17 protein-coding genes are annotated in these 16750 nt (G+C 68.4%); 4 read left to right on the top strand and 13 right to left on the bottom strand.

Annotation, left to right across the window (positions count from 1 at the left end):
* Positions 1–121 precede the first annotated feature (121 nt).
* The 11 genes from ACZ9CK_RS19010 to ACZ9CK_RS18960 form a co-directional block, all read right to left on the bottom strand.
* The gene (locus tag ACZ9CK_RS19010) at positions 122–1540 is read right to left on the bottom strand and encodes an FAD/NAD(P)-dependent oxidoreductase (protein ID WP_476050780.1); all 1419 of its coding nucleotides are present in this window, start codon (positions 1538–1540) and stop codon (positions 122–124) included.
* Entirely contained in the window at positions 1537–1788 is a 252-nt protein-coding gene (locus ACZ9CK_RS19005) for a (2Fe-2S)-binding protein (protein WP_476050779.1), read from the bottom strand. The genes ACZ9CK_RS19010 and ACZ9CK_RS19005 overlap by 4 nt, the downstream gene beginning before the upstream one ends.
* Positions 1785–2996, bottom strand: coding sequence for an NAD(P)/FAD-dependent oxidoreductase (locus ACZ9CK_RS19000; RefSeq protein ID WP_476050778.1), 1212 nt, complete (start codon positions 2994–2996; stop codon positions 1785–1787). The genes ACZ9CK_RS19005 and ACZ9CK_RS19000 overlap by 4 nt, the downstream gene beginning before the upstream one ends.
* A gap of 13 nt (positions 2997–3009) precedes the next feature.
* Complete coding sequence (locus tag ACZ9CK_RS18995; protein ID WP_426301321.1) at positions 3010–3738, bottom strand: GntR family transcriptional regulator; 729 nt, start codon at positions 3736–3738, stop codon at positions 3010–3012.
* Entirely contained in the window at positions 3735–4715 is a 981-nt protein-coding gene (locus ACZ9CK_RS18990) for an ornithine cyclodeaminase family protein (RefSeq protein WP_476050777.1), read from the bottom strand. Before ACZ9CK_RS18990 ends, ACZ9CK_RS18995 begins: the two co-directional genes overlap by 4 nt.
* On the bottom strand, positions 4712–5713 hold the full coding sequence (locus ACZ9CK_RS18985) for a proline racemase family protein (protein ID WP_476050776.1): 1002 nt from the start codon (positions 5711–5713) through the stop codon (positions 4712–4714). Before ACZ9CK_RS18985 ends, ACZ9CK_RS18990 begins: the two co-directional genes overlap by 4 nt.
* Before the next feature lie 272 nt (positions 5714–5985).
* Positions 5986–6891: a dihydrodipicolinate synthase family protein gene (locus tag ACZ9CK_RS18980; RefSeq protein WP_426301316.1), complete on the bottom strand. Its 906-nt coding sequence runs from the start codon at positions 6889–6891 to the stop codon at positions 5986–5988.
* Between the two features lie 156 nt (positions 6892–7047).
* Positions 7048–7920, bottom strand: coding sequence for a substrate-binding periplasmic protein (locus ACZ9CK_RS18975; RefSeq protein ID WP_476050775.1), 873 nt, complete (start codon positions 7918–7920; stop codon positions 7048–7050).
* Positions 7921–7972: 52 nt separating this feature from the next.
* Positions 7973–8626 carry an amino acid ABC transporter permease gene (locus tag ACZ9CK_RS18970; protein WP_426301312.1) on the bottom strand — a complete coding sequence of 218 codons (654 nt, stop codon included), beginning with the start codon at positions 8624–8626 and terminating at the stop codon, positions 7973–7975.
* Positions 8623–9267: an amino acid ABC transporter permease gene (locus ACZ9CK_RS18965; protein WP_476050774.1), complete on the bottom strand. Its 645-nt coding sequence runs from the start codon at positions 9265–9267 to the stop codon at positions 8623–8625. The genes ACZ9CK_RS18970 and ACZ9CK_RS18965 overlap by 4 nt, the downstream gene beginning before the upstream one ends.
* Before the next feature lies 1 nt (position 9268).
* Positions 9269–10054: an amino acid ABC transporter ATP-binding protein gene (locus ACZ9CK_RS18960; RefSeq protein ID WP_476050773.1), complete on the bottom strand. Its 786-nt coding sequence runs from the start codon at positions 10052–10054 to the stop codon at positions 9269–9271.
* Between the two features lie 193 nt (positions 10055–10247).
* Here ACZ9CK_RS18960 and ACZ9CK_RS18955 point away from each other — a divergent pair, with 193 nt between their 5' ends.
* The 3 genes from ACZ9CK_RS18955 to ACZ9CK_RS18945 all read left to right on the top strand — a co-directional run bounded on the left by ACZ9CK_RS18955 (position 10248) and on the right by ACZ9CK_RS18945 (position 13414).
* On the top strand, positions 10248–11273 hold the full coding sequence (locus ACZ9CK_RS18955) for a LacI family DNA-binding transcriptional regulator (protein ID WP_426301306.1): 1026 nt from the start codon (positions 10248–10250) through the stop codon (positions 11271–11273).
* A 49-nt stretch (positions 11274–11322) separates the two neighbouring features.
* Positions 11323–12321 (top strand): aldo/keto reductase family protein, encoded by a 999-nt coding sequence (locus ACZ9CK_RS18950; protein WP_426301304.1) that lies wholly within the window; start codon positions 11323–11325, stop codon positions 12319–12321.
* 109 nt (positions 12322–12430) lie between these two features.
* A complete protein-coding gene (locus ACZ9CK_RS18945; protein WP_426301302.1) occupies positions 12431–13414 on the top strand; it encodes a bile acid:sodium symporter family protein in 984 nt (327 codons plus the stop codon).
* Between the two features lie 22 nt (positions 13415–13436).
* On the opposite strand, the gene ACZ9CK_RS18940 is transcribed toward ACZ9CK_RS18945, so the two are convergent.
* Both ACZ9CK_RS18940 and hisC read right to left on the bottom strand, forming a co-directional pair.
* A complete protein-coding gene (locus ACZ9CK_RS18940) occupies positions 13437–14864 on the bottom strand; it encodes an amino acid permease (RefSeq protein WP_426301300.1) in 1428 nt (475 codons plus the stop codon).
* A gap of 77 nt (positions 14865–14941) precedes the next feature.
* Positions 14942–16069: a histidinol-phosphate transaminase gene (hisC, locus tag ACZ9CK_RS18935; protein ID WP_476050772.1), complete on the bottom strand. Its 1128-nt coding sequence runs from the start codon at positions 16067–16069 to the stop codon at positions 14942–14944.
* A gap of 93 nt (positions 16070–16162) precedes the next feature.
* On the opposite strand from hisC, the gene ACZ9CK_RS18930 reads away from it, so the two are divergent.
* Positions 16163–16666: an Lrp/AsnC family transcriptional regulator gene (locus ACZ9CK_RS18930; RefSeq protein WP_426301296.1), complete on the top strand. Its 504-nt coding sequence runs from the start codon at positions 16163–16165 to the stop codon at positions 16664–16666.
* Positions 16667–16750 lie beyond the last annotated feature (84 nt).

Here is a 16750-nt window from a genome sequence, read left to right as displayed (position 1 = left end):
GCGTTGCCGGGACGCGGGGTCGCGGGAATGCTGCGGGGTCGCTGGAACGTTCCGGCGACCCCGCAGCCCTCCCGCGAGTTGGCAAGCCGCACCCGGAATGGTCATGGCCGTTCCAGCCGTCCTAGCTGTCGAGCCCGGCTAGTTCGCCGATGCCCACGGGTGCGGCGAGGGGGCGCTTGGCACTCCCGGCGAGGGAACCGGCGTCGGGCGCTTCTCCCGGACCGGCGCCGAGGCAGGCGGCCGCGAACCCGCAGACCCGGCCCTGGCACCAGCCCATGCCGGCACGTGTGAAGGATTTGAGGCTCCGGACATCGCGGGCACCGAGGTTCTCCCGGGCCTCCGTGATGTCCCCGGCTGTGACTTCCTCGCAGCGGCAGACGGTGGTGTCCGGGGTGAGCCAGTCCTGCCAGGCGGCGGGCACGGGGTGGGCCAGGTGCATGGCCCGGGCGAAGCGGCGGTGCCGGGCAATCGCGGCAGGCTGTTTGACCGGGACGTCCGAGTCCGGGCGGGCGGCCGCGGCACCCGCCGCCAAACCTTCGAGGACGGCCAAGGTTGCGCCGCCGACGCCGGTCACCTCCCCCGCGAGGAACAGGCCGGGAACGCTGGACTGCTGGCGCTCATCCACCACGCCCACCAAGGAACCGTCGGCGTCGAGCCTTGTTTCGACGCCGAGCGACACCGGCAGCTCCATCTGCGGGGTGAAGCCCCAGCCGAAGCCCACCACGTCCACGTCCGCGTAGACCCGCCCGGTGCCGGGACGGACCCGGCCGTCGGCGTCGACCCGGGCGGTGCGGATTCCCTCGGCTTTTCCGGAACCCAGGACCCCGGTGACGATGCTGCGGGTGCGGTACGGGATGCGGTGGCGGGCAAACACGGCCGCGTATTCGGCGCCTTCGAGGGCCTTTTCCGGCACGCCTGAGGCGGCACGCAGGTGAGGCAGCCAGGCCGACGGCGAGGAGGACTCGAGCACGGCCAGCACCTTCCCGCCGGCCTCGGCAACTCCGGCCGCGACGGGCAGCAGGAACGGCCCGGTACCGGCGATGACAAAGCGCTTGCCCGGCAGCACGCCGTTGGCCTTGATGAAGGCTTGGATCCCGCCCGCTGCCATGACTCCGGGAAGGTCCCAGCCGGGGACGGGCAGTTGGCGGTCGTAGCCTCCGGGGCACAGGACCAGGCGGGCCGCCATGACGGTAAGCGGATGGGCGGAGCCGACTGCCGCCGTCGTCCGCAGCACAAAGCCGTCCTCGCTTCGTTCCGCCATCCACACCTGCAGCCCGGGCAGGTACGTGATCCGCCCGGCGCGCTGCGCGGCGTCGAAACGGGCACGGAGGTCCAGGTAGCTGTTCCAGCCGTGGTGGCCGTGGCCGTCCGGCTCGGGTTCGACAGTCTCGGCCGGATGCCGCCAGAACTGACCGCCCGGCTGGCTTCCGGCGTCGACGACGGCGACCCTCGCCCCCGCTTCGGCGGCCGCCACACCGGCGGCAAGCCCCGCGGGACCGGCTCCGACGACGGCGACGTCAACAGTGACCGTGCTGCTCATGAGCCTTCCACCTCCATGCCCTCGCACACTTCCACAAGGCAGGCGCGCTGGTTCGCTTCGCCGTCGACGATCACGAGGCAGTCGAAGCAGATGCCGATACCGCAGAACAGGCCGCGCGGCTTCCCGCCCTTGCGGGTGCCGCGCCAGGCGGTGATGCCCTGGGACGCGAGGGCCGCGCCGACGCTCTGGCCGGCTGCCGCCGTCAGGGGGCGGCCGTCGAAGGTGATGGTGACCGGCTGGGGGTTCATGCCGTGGCCGCCTCTCGGGATGAAAGTGTGTTGGGGCTTGGCTCGCCGAAGCGGGCCGGGGCGAAGGGCGAAAGGTCCATGTCCGGGGTGAGTCCGGCGAGCGCCTGGGCCAGGAGCTTCCCGGTTCCGGCGGACAGCCCGATCCCGGCGCCCTCGTGGCCGGCGGCGTGCCAGAGCCCGGGCGCGCGCTCGTCGTGGCCGATCACCGGCAGGTGGTCCGGGCAGTACGGGCGGAAGCCGTGGTAGTGCCGGATGGCCTTGACCCGTTCCAGGAACGGGAACAGGGAGGTGGCGTTGCGGGCCAGCAGGCCGAGGGCGGCGGTGCTGACAGTGTGGTCGAAGCCGACCCGTTCACGCGTGGAGCCGATGAGGATGCTCCCGGCGGGCGTTCCTTCCACCACGGGCGAGGCCTGCAGCCCGGCATCGGAGCTGCCCACGTTGTCGATGTATTCGGCGGCGTAGACCTTGTGGCGGACCATGGGCGGCAGCGGTTCGGTGACCATCACGAAGCCGCGCCGCGGCAGGACGGGGACCTCGACGCCGGCCATGGCCGCGAGCTCTCCGGCCCAGGTGCCGGTGCAGTTGACCACGGCTCCGGCGGGGAAATCGCCGCGCGGGGTGCGGACGCCGGTGACGCGGCCGCCGTCGCGCCCTGATCCTGAACGCATGAAGGCAGTGACTGGGGTGTCGGCGATGAAGCGGGCGCCGGCAACGGTAGCGAGCCGGACGAGGTGCGCCGCCACGAGCATGGGCTGCACCTGGCAGTCTTCGCGGTAGCTGGCGCCGCCGAGCGCTTCGGGGGAAATGTGGGGTTCGGCTTCGCGGAGGGCGGCCTGGTCCAGTTCCTCGACGTCCACGCCGAAGCCCTTCTGGACCGCCATCACCCGGTTGAGGGAGGCGAGGCTGCTTTCGCGGGAGGCCACGATGATCCCGCCTTTGGATTCGAACTCCCAGAGTTTCTTGTGTTCGGCGAGGTCGTTGTGCCAGACGCCCAGGGAGTAGCGGGTGAGTTCGAGTTCGGGGCCGAGTTCCTTGTCCGAGACGAGGATGTTGCCTTCGCAGGCGGAGGAGGTGCCGCTGGCCGGAAGGCCCTTGTCCAGGACCGTGACGCTCAGGCCCTGTTGTGCGGCGAAGTAGGCGGTGGCGGCCCCGATGACGCCCGCGCCGATGACCAGGACGTCGCTGCCCCTGTCGGTGCCATGGTTCATGTCTGTTGCTCGCTCATTCTTGTTGATCCTGGGGTGGGGTTTCGTCATCGCCGGTGGCCCAGAGCCCGCGCGCGTGTCCGATGTGGCGGCGCATGAGCTCGCGGGCCGCGGCGCCGTCGCCGGCGGCGATGAGGTCGAGCAGTTCGTGGTGTTCCTGGGCGGAATCGGCCAGGCGGTTGCTGTCGCTGAGGATTTTCAGCCCATACATGCGGGTGCGCGTACGCAGGCTCGTGGCCAGCTCAACGAGTTGCTTATTGCCCGAGTACTCCAGCAGTTCGGCGTGGAATTCGCGGTCAGCGGCCAGGTAGGCGGCCAGGTCGCCTTCCCGGGCGGCATCCACGATGCTCTCGGCGAGCTTGTGCAGCCGGCCCATGTCGCGTTCCGGGATGGTCCCGGCGACGTCGGCCATCACCGGGGGTTCCAGCAGCAGGCGGATCTCGGTGATTTCGTCCAGTTCGCGGTCGCTCATACTGGTGACCCGGAAGCCCTTGTTCTTCACCGTCTCCACCAGGCCTTCGCGGGCCAGGTCCATCATCGCCTCGCGCACGGGCGTGGCCGAGACGCCGAACGCCGCGCCCAGGGCCGGGGCCGAATACAGCGTCCCTTCCTCCAGGGTGCCGGCGATGATCGCGGCACGCAGCGACTCGGTGACCGACTCGCGCAGGCTGCGCTGGCGGCCGAGCGGGGCGATGGGGAGCTGGTTGTTGGCAGGCACGGTGAGCACTCCTTGGGCGGGCGTCATTCTCTGGTGCCTCCTTCATACACCACGGCCGCGGTCACGAGGTCCTCCCAGGCCATGCCCACTCCGGCGTACAGGCAGGGCTTCCCGGGCGTGCGTTCCAGCTTGCCGCCCACCAGTTCGCGCAGGTTCAGCGGATGGATGCCCTCCCACTCCTCCACGCTGCGGGCGGGGATGAGGTCGCCCGCCTCCCGCATGGCCGAGGCCCGGCCTTCCACCACGACGTCAGAGCGGAGCACGAGCGTGGCGTCCACTTCGCGGGCGTCCAGTCCGTGCTGCCCGACGGCGGCGACCACCGCGCCGTCCGCCACCAGCCCGCCGTCGAACAACGGTGTGCGGGACGAAGTGGTGCAGAGGATGACATCCGCCTCCGGGAAATCCGCCGCGCCTCCGGCCCGGACCTCGATGCCTTCGGCGGCGAGCGTTCCGATGAGTGCCTGCACCCGTTCCGGACGCTGGCCGACGACGGCGAAGCGCGCCCCGGGCAGCACGGCGTGCGCCGCGCGGAGGTGGTTGAGCGCCTGGACGCCGGCGCCGAAGACGAGCACCTGCGGTTCATGATTCGCTTCGCCGCCCGGGGCCGCCGCCAGGATGTGCTTGACGGCCATCAGGGTGGTGGCCGGGGTACGGATGGCCGTGAGTTCGGTGCCGTCCATGGTGGCCAGGGGCGCCAGGGTGTCCGAGTCGATCAGCAGGTAGATGCCCTGGATCTTCTCGAGCCCGCGGGCTGGATTGCCGGGGGCAACGGTGAGTGCCTTGACCCCGGAATAGCTCCGACCGTTGGTGCTGAGGCCCTGTGCCGGCATGATCAGGAACTCGCCGCCCGGTGCCGGGCTGAACAGCCGCGGGCTGTCCAACTCCGGATCCACACCATCGGCGAGCGCACGCTCCAGGGCCACGACCGCCGTCGGCCACGGGGCGGCGGCACGCACGGCGGCGGCGTCGAAATAGGGCAATCCAACAGAGAGCGGCGACGTCACAGCAGGAAGCCTTCCGGGAAGGGATCCGTGGGATCCAGGAAGTACTGCGCGGTGCCGGTCAGCCAGGCGCGTCCCGTGACGGTGGGGACGACGGCGGGCCGGCCGCCCACCTCCGTCTCCTCCACGAGGCGGCCGATGAAACGGGAGCCGATGTAGGACTCGTTGATGAAATCGGAGTTCAGGGCCAGTTCACCGCGGGCGTGCAGCTGTGCCATGCGGGCGCTCGTGCCGGTGCCGCACGGAGAGCGGTCGAACCAACCCGGGTAGATGGCCATTGCGTGCCGGGAGTGCTCCGCCGTGGATCCCGGGGCCTTGAGGTATACATGGTGGCAGGCGCGGATGTCCTCCCGCTCCGGGTGGACGGGCTCGTCCGCGGCGTTGATGGCGTCCATGATCGCCAGGCCGGCCTTGAGCAGATCGTCCTTGCGTCCGCGTTCGAACGGCAGGCCCAAGGCGTCGAGGTCCACCACGGCGTAGAAGTTGCCGCCGAAGGCGAGGTCGTAGTTCACCGTGCCGTAGCCCGGAACCTCCACCGAGGCGTCCAGGCGGTCCACGAACGAGGGCACGTTGCGGATGGTCACGGATTCGGCGTGGCCGTCCTTCACCGCGACCTCGGCGATTACCAGGCCGGCGGGCGTGTCCAGCCGCACCGTGGTGACCGGCTCAACGACCTCCACCATGCCGGTCTCCACGAGCACCGTGGCCACGCCGATGGTGCCGTGGCCGCACATCGGCAGCAGGCCCGAGACCTCGATGTACAGCACGCCGTAGTCCGCGTCCGGCCTGGTGGGCGGCTGCAGGATGGCACCGCTCATCGAGGCATGGCCCCGCGGCTCGGTCATCAGGAGGGTGCGGATCCAGTCGCTGTGTTCCATGAACCACAGGCGGCGCTCCGCCATGGTGGCGCCGGGGATCGTCCCGATGCCGCCGGTGATCACGCGCGTGGGCATGCCCTCGGTGTGGGAGTCCACGGCGTGGAAGATGCGGCTGGTTCTCATGTGCTCTCTCCTTGTTGTTTCTGCCGGCTTCGCCGGGCAACGGTCCTCCGGCGCTTCCGCGGCGGCTTCGCCGGATTCCGGCCCTCCGGCGTCGCTTAGACACGAACGATATGCACCGCTGCGGTCGCTGGGCGACCTACACGATGCGATCGCTCGCGATGTGCTCCTTTCCGGAGGACCGGAATCCGTCTTGTGGGTTCGTCACCGATCGCGCGAGAAACCAAACTCCGGCAGGCGGCTCACCGTCGTCGACAATGAGCCCAGCCCTTTGGTTATTTGTAGCCCTTGGCGAGGGCTGCTTCGGTGTCCTTGGTGACTGCAGCGTGGGCTGCTTCGCTCAGGGGGCCGCGCGGGGGGCGGCATGCTCCTCCGCGGAGGCCCACGATGTCCATGGACAGTTTGATGGACTGGACGAATTCGGTCTTGCTGTCCCAGCGGAGCAGGGAGTGCAGGTCGGTGTAGATCTCGCGGGCCCGGGCCAGGTCTGCCACGTCTCCGGAGGTGGAGAGGCGGTAGAGCTCCAGTGTGGACTCAGGGATGGCGTTCGGGTAGCCGGCCACCCAGCCCACGGCACCTGCCAGGCCCATCTCGACGACGGTGTCGTCAGTGCCGATGAGCAGGTCCACCTCGGGGGCGAGTTCCTTGATCTCGTAGGCGCGGCGGACATCGCCGGTGAATTCCTTGACGCCGACGATCAGGCCTTCGCCGTGCAGGCGGGCGATCAGCTGCGGGGTCAGGTCCACCTTGGTGTCGATCGGGTTGTTGTAGGCCACGATCGGCAGTCCGACGGCGGCAACGCGGCGGTAGTGGTCCACCACCTCGTCGTCGTTGGCCCGGTACGCGTTCGGCGGCAGCAGCATCAGGGACGCTGCCCCGGCTTCGGCAGCCTGCTCGGCCCACTTCACGGACTGGAGTCCACCGTAGGCCCCAACGCCGGCCATGACGGTGAAGCCTTCCGGAGCTGCCTCGACCGCCGTCGAAATGACGCGGCCGCGTTCCTCTTCGCTGAGGGTCTGGTACTCGCCCAGGGAGCCGTTGGGGGCGACGCCGTCGCAGCCGGCGTTGGCCAGGAAGCGGACGTGCTCGGCGTAGGCGTCGAAGTCCACGCTGGAGTCTTCCTTGAACGGCAGCGCGGTGGCGACGTGCACGCCGTGCCAGGGCTTGCGGGTCTCAGTCATGATCAGGTCCTTTCGTTGTGGCACACTCGGCGCCGTTGTCGTGCTGCCGTGAAGTTCCTCACAGCAAATTTACCATGTGACATTGCACAGGTGGAAGAAGGGGACGCCGGGCCGAAGCCCGGCATCCGGGGTTTCCGCGTATGCGGCGGGTGGGGATCAGCTCGCGGGAACCACGTACTGCTTCTCGGCAACCTTGCCGAGGCCTTCGGAGAGGCCGGCGTCCTTGAGGAGCTTGGCAATGGTGCCGTCTTCGCGCTGGGCCTGAATGCCGGCGTCGAGCGCTTCCTTCAGGCTGGTGTTGCCCTTGGTCATCGGGAAGGCGGCTTCCGGGGCCTGGGTGATGGCGCCGACGCGGGGGTCCGGCTTTTCGTTCGACAGGGCAACCGTGACGCCGGCGGCGTCCTTGAACTGGAGGACCTGCACGCCGTAAGCGTCGACGTCGGCGTCCAGGCGTCCGGCGTCGAAGTCCGCCTTCAGCTCAACGCTGGACGGGTAGGTGACCAGCTTGTCGCCGAGGATCTTGCGGAGGTCTTCCACCCAGAGGTAGCCGTCGATGGTGCCGACCTTCTTCATCTTCTCCAGGTCCGCCACCGTGGTGGCGCCGGTCTTGGAGGCGATGCCCATGCCGTCCAGGTAGGTGGAGGCGGAGAAGTCCACGGCCTTCAGGCGCTTCTCGGTGGCGTCGATGGTGCCCAGGGCGAGGTCGATGTTGCCGCCGGAGATGGACTGCACGGCATCCGCGTACGTGGCCTGCTGGTAGACCGGTTCAAGGCACTCGTCCTTGGCGATCTTGTTGGCGATGGCGATGTCGATGCCGGTGGGCTTACCGCTGTTGTAGCTGCTGAAGGGCGGGATGTCGATGACGCCGATGGTCAGCTTGCCGGCTGCGACGGTCTGGATGCCCTGGTGCTTGGGGGTGCAGTTGGAACTGCTGGCGGTCGAGGAGCCGCCGCAGGCGGTCAGGCCCAGGCCGGCGGCGAGGACGACGGCGGCCAGCGCACCGGCGGTCTTGAGCTTGTGAATGGTCATTTTTTTCCTCCTGTTGGTGGGGGGATGCGTTGAGGATGGACGGGCAAAGGGGTCAGGCGTGGCGGGCCATGCGTTTTTCGAAGTACACGGTGATCCACGTGGCCGGCATGGAAATCGCGGCATAGCAGATGCCCGCGAGGGTGAAGATCTGCAGGTAGTTGAAGTCCTGGGAGCCGATGTTGTAGGCCGACTTCATCAGTTCCGGCACGGCGATGGCGTAGGCCAGGGAGGTGCCCTGGAACATCTGGATGGCCACGCCCATCAGGCCCGGAATGGCCGAGCGCATGCCCTGGGGCATGATCACCCGGAAGAAGGTGTGGCTCCAGGACAGGCCCAGGGCCGCCGAGGCTTCGTGCTGGCCGCGGGCCACGGACTGCATTCCGGCCCGCATGATTTCCGAGGAGTACGCCGCGGAGTTCCAGATCAGGGCCAGGCACGCCGCGGTGATGCTTTCGAAGGCGATGCCGAACTTCGGCAGCCCGTAATAGAAGAGGTACAGGATCACCAGCGCCGGGGCGCCGCGGCCGATTTCGACGACGGCCAGCCCCAGGGTGCGCACGGCCAGGTTCTTCGCGGACACCATCACGCTGAGCACCAGGCCCAGCGGGTAGCCGGCCACGATCGAGATCCCGGCGATCATGAGGCTCACGCCGAGCCCGGACATCAGCTGCGGCAGGTAGCCCGCCCATTCGATCAGCCAGTTCATGCGTAGACCGCCTTCCTCATGCGGGCGTCAAGGCTGCGCGACAGGTACGCCACGGGCAGGCTCAGCACGATGTACAGGACGCCGACCAGCACGTAGGGCAGGATGCCTTCCACGGTGGGGTGCTGCCGGGCGAAGGACTGGGACTGGAACACCATTTCGGCCACGATGATCGTCGAGGCGATCGACGAGTCCTTCAGCAGGCCAGTCAGATACGTGGCGATCGACGGGGACACTATCCGGAAGGCCTGCGGCACGAGCACCCGGTAGAAGGTGGTGCCCCGGGTCAGGCCCAGCGCGTCCGCGGCCTCATTCTGCCCGCGCGGCACGGATTCCAGGCCGCCGCGGTAGATCTCGGCCAGATAGGCGATGGACACCACGCCCAGGCCCACGATCGCAGCGCCCACCGGGTTGAACTTGAAGGTGCCCACCTGGATGCCGAACTTCAGCAGGAACAGCCACACGATGATCGGCACGCCGCGGACCAGGTCCACGAAGAGCCGGCAGGCCAGCCGGAGCACAACGTTCGGAGAGGACAGGCCCACCGCGAGCGGCACCGCACCGACGATGCCGATCGCGAACGCGGACAGCGTCAGCACCAGGGTCATCGGCAGCCCCTGCAGGACTGCGGAAAATGCGTCCATCTCAGCGCTCCAGCACGGCCCGCAGGAAGCGCCGGGTACGGTCCTCCTGCGGGTCGCTCATGATGGCCCGCGGATCGCCCTGTTCGATGATCTTGCAATCGGCCATCACCACGAGGGTGTCCGAAACATCGCGGGCGAACTGCATTTCGTGGGTCACCACGATCATCGTCATCCCGTCCTGGGCCAGCTCACGCATGACCGCCAGGACCTCCAGGCCCACCTCGGGGTCCAGGGCCGACGTCGGCTCATCAAACAGCATGATCGAGGGGTCCAGGGCCAGCGCCCGCGCGATCGCGATGCGCTGCTGCTGCCCGCCGGAACACCGGCCCGGGTGCTGGTCCGCCTTGTCCTTCAGGCCCACGCGTTCCAGGAGCTGCAGCGCGCGTGCATCGGCCTCTTCCTTGCTGCGGCCCAGCACTTTCTGCTGCGGGAAGCTGATGTTCTTCAAGGCGGACATGTGCGGGAAAAGGTTGAAGGACTGGAACACCATGCCGACCGTGCGGCGCAGCGCAGCGAGGTCCTTGGCGTTGATCACCTTGCCCGGCTCGATCGTATGGTGGTCCACCTGGATCGTCCCGGAATCGGGGCGCTCCAGCAGGTTGATGCACCGCAGGAAGGTGCTCTTGCCCGCACCCGAGGGGCCGATCAACGCCGTCACCGTGCCCGGTTCGACATTCAGCGACACATCATCAATCACCAGATGGTCGCCGTAACGCTTGGAGATGTTGTCCAGCCTGATGCCGGTACGGGGCGCGAGCTTGCCGTTCGCGATTTCTGAAAGGGTCATAACGATCTTCCATGTGGGGAACAGGTGAAAACATCGTTCGCTGTGTTCGATGTCACATGATATGTGCAATGGTACATGACACATATCGAGCTGGGAAGCCCCGATTTTTGGGCAGTGCAAAACGGCCTTGAAGGCGTGCGCAGCATTTCGCAAGCGCTTGCAGGATGCGCGCCTCCTGCTCTAGCCTCGTCACATGCCTTCCTCCGTCCAGAGCGTCGCCGAACGCGCAGGAGTTTCTGTTTCCACGGTCTCACGGGCCCTTCGCGGCGTTCCAGGCATTGCCGAGTCAACGCGCAAGCGCGTGCAGGATGCGGCTGACGAGCTCGGTTATGTGGCCTCCCTGAGCGCGTCACGGCTCGCGACGGGACGCACCCGCACGGTGGCCGTCGTGGTACCGCTTCTCTCGAAATGGTTCTTCGCAGAGGTGATCGCTGCGGCCGGCCGCGTGCTGAGCCGCGCAGGCTACGACGTCCTGCTCACCGAACTGTCCACGCCTGAACTGCGCAAGGCGTTTTTCGCAGCGCCCCGCCTGCGGGGGCGCTCCGACGGCGCCCTGGTGCTCGCCCTGCAGTTGGCTCCCGAAGAACTCGCGGCCCTCGAAGCCCAAGGCCAGGCGGTGGCGCTTGTCGGTTCGGAACGGACGGGCGCTTCCTCGGTATGCGTCGAGGACCGGGACGGAGGGCGGGCGGCCACCCGGCACCTGCTCAACCTCGGCCACGAACGGATCGCCTTCCTCGGCATCCAGGAGGCACCCGGCTCCACCCTCGGCGGCGTGCCTCCCGCGGAACGCCTGCTCGGCTACCGCGAGGCACTTGCCGAGGCGGGAATCGCAGCCGATCCCGGCCTTGAGTTCGGCGTCGGGAACACGGTCGACGCCGGGGCCGCGGCCCTGGCGCGGGCCCTGAGCATCGCGGATCCCCCGACGGCGGTGGTCGCCGCCTCGGACGAGCTCGCCTTCGGGGCGCTGGCCACGCTCCGCGGCGCCGGGCTGCAGGTGCCCGGGGATTTCTCGGTGGTCGGCTACGACAACCACGAGCTCGCCGGCTCGATCGGCCTGACGACCATGGACCACGGCGTGGCCGAACAGGGCCGCCGCGCCGCGGAGGCACTCATCGCCACGCTCGAAGGTGCGCCGGCCGCCGTCGAGCGCCTCGAACCGAGCCTCATCGTCCGGGGCTCCACGGCCCCGCCCCGCCGCCTTCGCGCGGCCACACCCTAAACAGTCACTTTCCGACGGACCCCGAAACACCCAGCGAACAGGAACCCCCATGGAATACCGCAAACTCGGAAACTCGGGCATGTACGTGAGCGAAATCGCGTACGGCAACTGGACCACCCACGGCGAACAGATCGGCCAGGACACCGCAACCTCCTGCGTCCGCACCGCACTGGACCTTGGCATCACGACCTTCGACACGGCGGACGCCTACGCCGGCACTCGCGCGGAAACCGCGCTGGGCGAAGCGCTCGACGGTGTGCGGCGCGAAAGCGTCGAAATCTTCACCAAGGTCTACTTCCCCACCGGCGAAGGCAGGAACGACCGCGGCCTGTCCCGCAAGCACATCATGGAGTCGATCAACGGCTCCCTGGGCCGCCTCCGCACGGACTACGTGGACCTGTACCAGGCCCACCGCTACGACTACGAAACGCCGTTGGAGGAGACGATGCAGGCGTTCGCCGACATCGTCCGCGCCGGCAAGGCGCTCTACATCGGCGTCTCCGAATGGACGCCGGACGAGATCCGCCGCGGCGCCGCCCTCGCGAAGGAACTCGGCATCCAGCTCATCTCCAACCAGCCGCAGTACAACATGCTGTGGCGCGTGATCGAACCCGAGGTGGTGCCGCTCAGCGAGGAACTGGGCCTGGGCCAGATCGTGTGGTCCCCGATTGCGCAGGGCGTGCTCAGCGGAAAGTACCTGCCCAGCGCGGGTGCGCCCGCCGAGTCGCGCTTCTCGAGCGGGGACGGCGGCACGAAGACCGAGCACCGCTACATGCAGCCGGCGGTGCTCGAACGCGTCCAGGAGCTCAAGCCGCTCGCGGATGAAGCCGGCCTGTCGATGGCAGCGTTCGCCGTCGCCTGGGTCTTGCAGAACAGGAACGTCTCCGCGGCGATCGTCGGCGCCTCCCGGCCGGAACAGCTCAAGGACAACGCCACGGCATCCGGCGTCGTCCTTGACCCGGCGCTTCTGGAGAAGGTCGACGGCGTCCTCGGCGACGTCGTCGAACGCGATCCCGGCAAGGTGGAATCCTTCCTCAAGCGCCCCTGAGTCCCTTGTCTTGAGTCCGGCCCGCCGTCGGGCGGATATGTCTGACATACATGCCCGACGGCGGGTCACGGATTCGCGGACGCCTCACCGCGGCTGCCACCATGGATGGATGCTTGAGGCAACAAACACCACGTCCGATTCAGCCGTCCGGAACCCTGCCCTCGCCGCGGAGGCGAAGATCGCGCGCGTGGCGGTCACCGTCTTCCCTCTGCTGGTGGTGGCTGCCGGCCTCGCCGGTTTCCTGGTACCCGGCGCTTTCAAGCCCCTCGCCCCGTCCGTGCCGTACCTGCTGGGCGTCATCATGTTCTGCATGGGCCTGACCCTGACGCCGCCGGACTTCGCCTCCGTGGCACGCCGGCCCTGGGCGGTGGCGCTGGGCATCGTGGCGCACTACGTGATCATGCCGGGCGCAGGCTGGCTGATCGCCGTCGCGCTTCAGCTCCCGCCCGAACTCGCCGTGGGCCTGATCCTGGTGGGCTGCGCGCCGTCCGGCACCGCGTCCAACGTGATGGCCTTCCTCGCCAAGGGCGACGTTGCGCTGTCCGTGGCGGTGGCTTCCGTTTCCACGCTGATCGCTCCCCTGGTGACGCCGGCCCTGACGCTGCTGCTGGCCGGTTCCTTCCTGCACATCGACGCCGGCGCCATGGTCCTGGACATCGTCAAGACCGTGCTGCTGCCGGTGGTGGCTGGCCTGCTGGCCCGGCTGTTCCTCAAGAAGCTCGTCGCGAAGGTGCTGCCGGCACTTCCGTGGGCATCCGCCGTCGTGATCTCCGTGATCGTTGCCGTGGTGGTGGCGGGAAGTGCGGGCAAGATCGCTGCCGCCGGCGGCATCGTGTTCCTGGCCGTGGTGCTGCACAACGGCTTCGGCCTGGGCCTGGGCTACCTGGCCGGCAAGGCGGGCCGCCTGGACGGCAGGGCCCGCCGGGCCCTGGCCTTCGAGGTGGGTATGCAGAACTCGGGCCTCGCCGCGACCCTGGCGAGCGCGCATTTCAGCCCGCTCGCGGCCCTGCCGTCGGCCGTGTTCTCCGTATGGCACAACGTCTCCGGCGCCATCGTGGCGGCCTGGCTGGCACGGAAGCCGCTGCAGGACTGAAGCGGCAGCGGCTTCCACAGCGTCAGTCGACCAGCACGGAGTCCTTGGCCCGCTCCGGAGCCCCGACGCCGGCCGGCACCTTCGCCGAACGGTGGTGGATCCAGTTCGCCACCGCCAGCAGGACCACGAGCGCGAAGGTGCTCAGGAGCTGTGGCCGGGAATCCTCGCCGATGAAGCCGACGGTGAAGATGGCCGCGAGGATCAGGAGCCCGATCCCAGTGAGCCAGGGGAAACCTGCCATCCGCAGGGGAAGGACGGTCCCTTCACGGTCCGCCCGGAGGCGCAGCGCGAGCTGGGCGAGGAGCGCCGAGGTCCACACCAGCAGCGACGTCGAGCCCACGATGTTGAGCAGGACCGGAAGCACCTTGTCCGGGAATGCCACCTCAAGCACGGCCGTGACGACGCCGAAGGCGACGCTGGCCAGGACGGCCACAACCGGCACCCGGCCCTTGGACACGAAGGCAAGCGAGCGCGGCGCTTCGCCGCGCTCGGCCAGGGAGAACGCCATCCGGGAGGCACCGTATAGGTTGGCGTTAAGGGCCGAGAGCAAGGCAGCGACGGCGACCAGGGTGATGGCGGTAGCCGCGCCGGGCATGCCGGCGGCATCCAAGACCGCCGCGAAGGGGCTCTTCAGTCCCGCCGAACCCACGGGAACCACGGCCGCGATGACGAAGATCGCACCGATGTAGAAAACAAGGATGCGCCACAGCACGGTGCGGACGGCCTTGCCCACGCTGCGGGCCGGCTCCTCGGTTTCAGCGGCGGCCACGGACACGATCTCGGTGCCGCCGAACGCGAAGGCCACTACGAAGAGCGCCGAGGCGATTCCGGCGAAACCGTTGGGAGCGAAGCCCGCCCCGGTGAAGTTGGCCAGGCCCGGTGACTGGATGCCAGGCAGCCAGCCGAAGAGCAAGGCGGCGCCGATCAGCAGGAAACCGACGATCGCGGCCACCTTGAGCAGTGCGAACCAGAACTCGAATTCACCGAAGTTTTTCACCCTCGTCAGGTTCACGGCGGTGAGCACCGCGATGAACACAAAGGCCATCAGCCAGACCGGCAGTGCGGGGAAGACGCTGGCAAGCAGGGCGGCCCCGCCGAGCGCCTCGGCTGCGATCACCACCACGAGCTGCACCCACCAGAGCCAGCCGACTGTGGCGCCGGCCACGGGCCCGAAGGCGCGGGCGGTATAGACGGAGAAGGCGCCGCTGTCCGGGTTGGCGGCGGCCATCTCGCCGAGGGCCCACATCACCAGGATGATGAGGGTGCCGGCGACGAGGTAGGAGATCAGCACGGCGGGCCCTGCGGCCTGGATGCCGGCGCCCGAGCCAATGAAGAGGCCCGCGCCGATGGCGCTTCCGAGTCCCATCATCGTGAGTTGGCGGGGTTTGAGGGCGGCGCCAAGCGCCGGGCCCGATGTGATGCGGGCAGGGGTCATTGTCCGTTGTTCCATGGGGGAGTCCTCCGGGTTGTGGAACGGATGTTGGGGGTGGAACGGATGTTGGGGTGGAACGGGTTATTGAGGAAGATTCAGACGCGGGCTTCCAGGACCTTGGTTTCAAGGACCTGGAGCACGCGGTCGTTGGAGGCGGGATCGGCAACGGTGATCCGGATCCCGTCACCCTGGTACGCGCGGACCATGATGCCCGCCTGGTCGAACGCGGCCACGAGCCGCCCGCGCAATCCGTCATCCGCACGGATCCATAGGAAATTTCCCTGGCTCGGCTGCAGCGTCCAGCCCTGGGCTTCCAGCCGCGCGGCCATCCGCGAGCGCTCGTCCCTGACGGCCGAAACCCGCAGCTCCATCTCCTCCGCCGCGTCCAGCGAGGCAATGGCGGCTTGCTGGGCCAGTGCGGTCACGGCGAACGGGATGGCGGTCCGGCGCAGCCCCTCCGCGATCTCCGGCGCCGCCACGGCGTACCCAACGCGCAGGCCGGCCAGGCCGTAGGCCTTGGAGAAGGTGCGCAGGATGCAGACGTTTGGGTACCCGCGGTAGAGCGCAAGGGAGTCCGGCCCGCTGCCCGCTTCGGCGTATTCCACATACGCCTCGTCGATCACCACGAGGATGTCGGAGCGGACGGAGCGCAGGAAGGCCTCGAGGCGTCCGTGGCTGATCGGGACGCCGGTGGGGTTGTTGGGGGTGCAGAGCAGGATCACCTTGGTCCGCTCGGTGACGGCTTCGGCCATGGCCTCCAGGTCGTGCCCTTCGGCGGCATCCAGCGGGATGCGGACCGCCCGGGCGCCTGCCAGCTCTACAAGGATGGGGTAGGCCTCGAAGGACCGCCACGCGAAGATGACCTCGTCCCCGGCATCGCACAGTCCGGCGATGATCTGCTGGAGGACACCGACGCTGCCGGGCCCCACCGCTACCTCCGCGGCCGTGACGCCGAGGTGGCCGGCGATCCGTTCGCGGAGTTCGACGGCGGCCATGTCCGGATAGCGGTTCATCCTGCCTGCCGCTTCGGCCACCGCCGCGGCGGCCGCGGGCAGGGGCTCGTAATGGCTTTCGTTGCTGGCAAGGGCTGCGATGTCCACGCCGGCGCTGCGCTCCGCACTGGAAGCGCGCCGGCCGGGGACATATGACGGGAGGCCGGAGACCGCTGCACGCAGGGTGGGGTGGGCGGATTCCGGTGCCGCCAGGATCTGATCACTGGTCATGAGGCTCGATCATGAAAGTGACCCGCAGCACATTGCAAGATACGCTGAAGTGATTGGGATTTCTGCTCAACTTCTATTGTCTGTGGTGAAAATATGACCATCCCGAATCGACGCGACCTCGATTCCTTGGACGCCAGGATTATCCTCGCCCTCGATAAGGACCCGGAAGCCAGCGCCCTGGCGCTCTCGCGGACGCTCGGCGTCGCACGGAACACGGTGCATGCCCGCCTCGCAAGGCTCGAGCGCAGCGGCGCCCTCCGCTCCTTCAGCAGGAGGCTGGATCCCGCGGCGCTCGGATACGGCCTGATGGCCTTTCTCTCGCTGGCCATCAGCCAGACCCGCGCAGGGTCGGTGGAAAACGGGCTCGAGACAATCCCCGAGGTCATTGAAGTCCACGCCACCACCGGAGACGCCGACCTCATGGCCAAGGTGGTCGCCCGCGACACGGCGGACCTCTACCGCATCACCAACCAGATCTTGGAAATCGAGGGGATCCAGCGGACCAGCACGGCCATCTCCGTGCTGGAACTGATGCCGCCCCGCTACGACGGCCTCCTCAACCGTCTCTCAAAGCAGGAATCCGGCTCCTCGGACTGAAACCCGGACTGAGCCTGGTGATACGCGCCACACTTGGGCATATTTTCAGTCGTGGCTAGCTGATATTGACAAATATCCCAAGCA

The sequence above is a fragment of the Arthrobacter sp. TE26545 genome (assembly GCF_056279005.1).
This window is presented reverse-complemented; position numbering and strand designations above follow the sequence as displayed.

Excerpts from the sequence above, each read along its gene's own strand:
- ACZ9CK_RS19010 (WP_476050780.1), bottom strand. The coding sequence starts at position 1,540 with ATGAGCAGCACGGTCACTGTTGACGTCGCCGTCGTCGGAGCCGGTCCC.
- ACZ9CK_RS19005 (WP_476050779.1), bottom strand. The coding sequence starts at position 1,788 with ATGAACCCCCAGCCGGTCACCATCACCTTCGACGGCCGCCCCCTGACG.
- ACZ9CK_RS19000 (WP_476050778.1), bottom strand. The coding sequence starts at position 2,996 with ATGAACCATGGCACCGACAGGGGCAGCGACGTCCTGGTCATCGGCGCG.
- ACZ9CK_RS18995 (WP_426301321.1), bottom strand. The coding sequence starts at position 3,738 with ATGACGCCCGCCCAAGGAGTGCTCACCGTGCCTGCCAACAACCAGCTC.
- ACZ9CK_RS18985 (WP_476050776.1), bottom strand. The coding sequence starts at position 5,713 with ATGAGAACCAGCCGCATCTTCCACGCCGTGGACTCCCACACCGAGGGC.
- ACZ9CK_RS18980 (WP_426301316.1), bottom strand. The coding sequence starts at position 6,891 with ATGACTGAGACCCGCAAGCCCTGGCACGGCGTGCACGTCGCCACCGCG.
- ACZ9CK_RS18975 (WP_476050775.1), bottom strand. The coding sequence starts at position 7,920 with ATGACCATTCACAAGCTCAAGACCGCCGGTGCGCTGGCCGCCGTCGTC.
- ACZ9CK_RS18970 (WP_426301312.1), bottom strand. The coding sequence starts at position 8,626 with ATGAACTGGCTGATCGAATGGGCGGGCTACCTGCCGCAGCTGATGTCC.
- ACZ9CK_RS18965 (WP_476050774.1), bottom strand. The coding sequence starts at position 9,267 with ATGGACGCATTTTCCGCAGTCCTGCAGGGGCTGCCGATGACCCTGGTG.
- ACZ9CK_RS18960 (WP_476050773.1), bottom strand. The coding sequence starts at position 10,054 with ATGACCCTTTCAGAAATCGCGAACGGCAAGCTCGCGCCCCGTACCGGC.
- ACZ9CK_RS18955 (WP_426301306.1), top strand. The coding sequence starts at position 10,248 with ATGCCTTCCTCCGTCCAGAGCGTCGCCGAACGCGCAGGAGTTTCTGTT.
- ACZ9CK_RS18950 (WP_426301304.1), top strand. The coding sequence starts at position 11,323 with ATGGAATACCGCAAACTCGGAAACTCGGGCATGTACGTGAGCGAAATC.
- ACZ9CK_RS18945 (WP_426301302.1), top strand. The coding sequence starts at position 12,431 with ATGCTTGAGGCAACAAACACCACGTCCGATTCAGCCGTCCGGAACCCT.
- ACZ9CK_RS18940 (WP_426301300.1), bottom strand. The coding sequence starts at position 14,864 with ATGGAACAACGGACAATGACCCCTGCCCGCATCACATCGGGCCCGGCG.
- hisC (WP_476050772.1), bottom strand. The coding sequence starts at position 16,069 with ATGACCAGTGATCAGATCCTGGCGGCACCGGAATCCGCCCACCCCACC.
- ACZ9CK_RS18930 (WP_426301296.1), top strand. The coding sequence starts at position 16,163 with ATGACCATCCCGAATCGACGCGACCTCGATTCCTTGGACGCCAGGATT.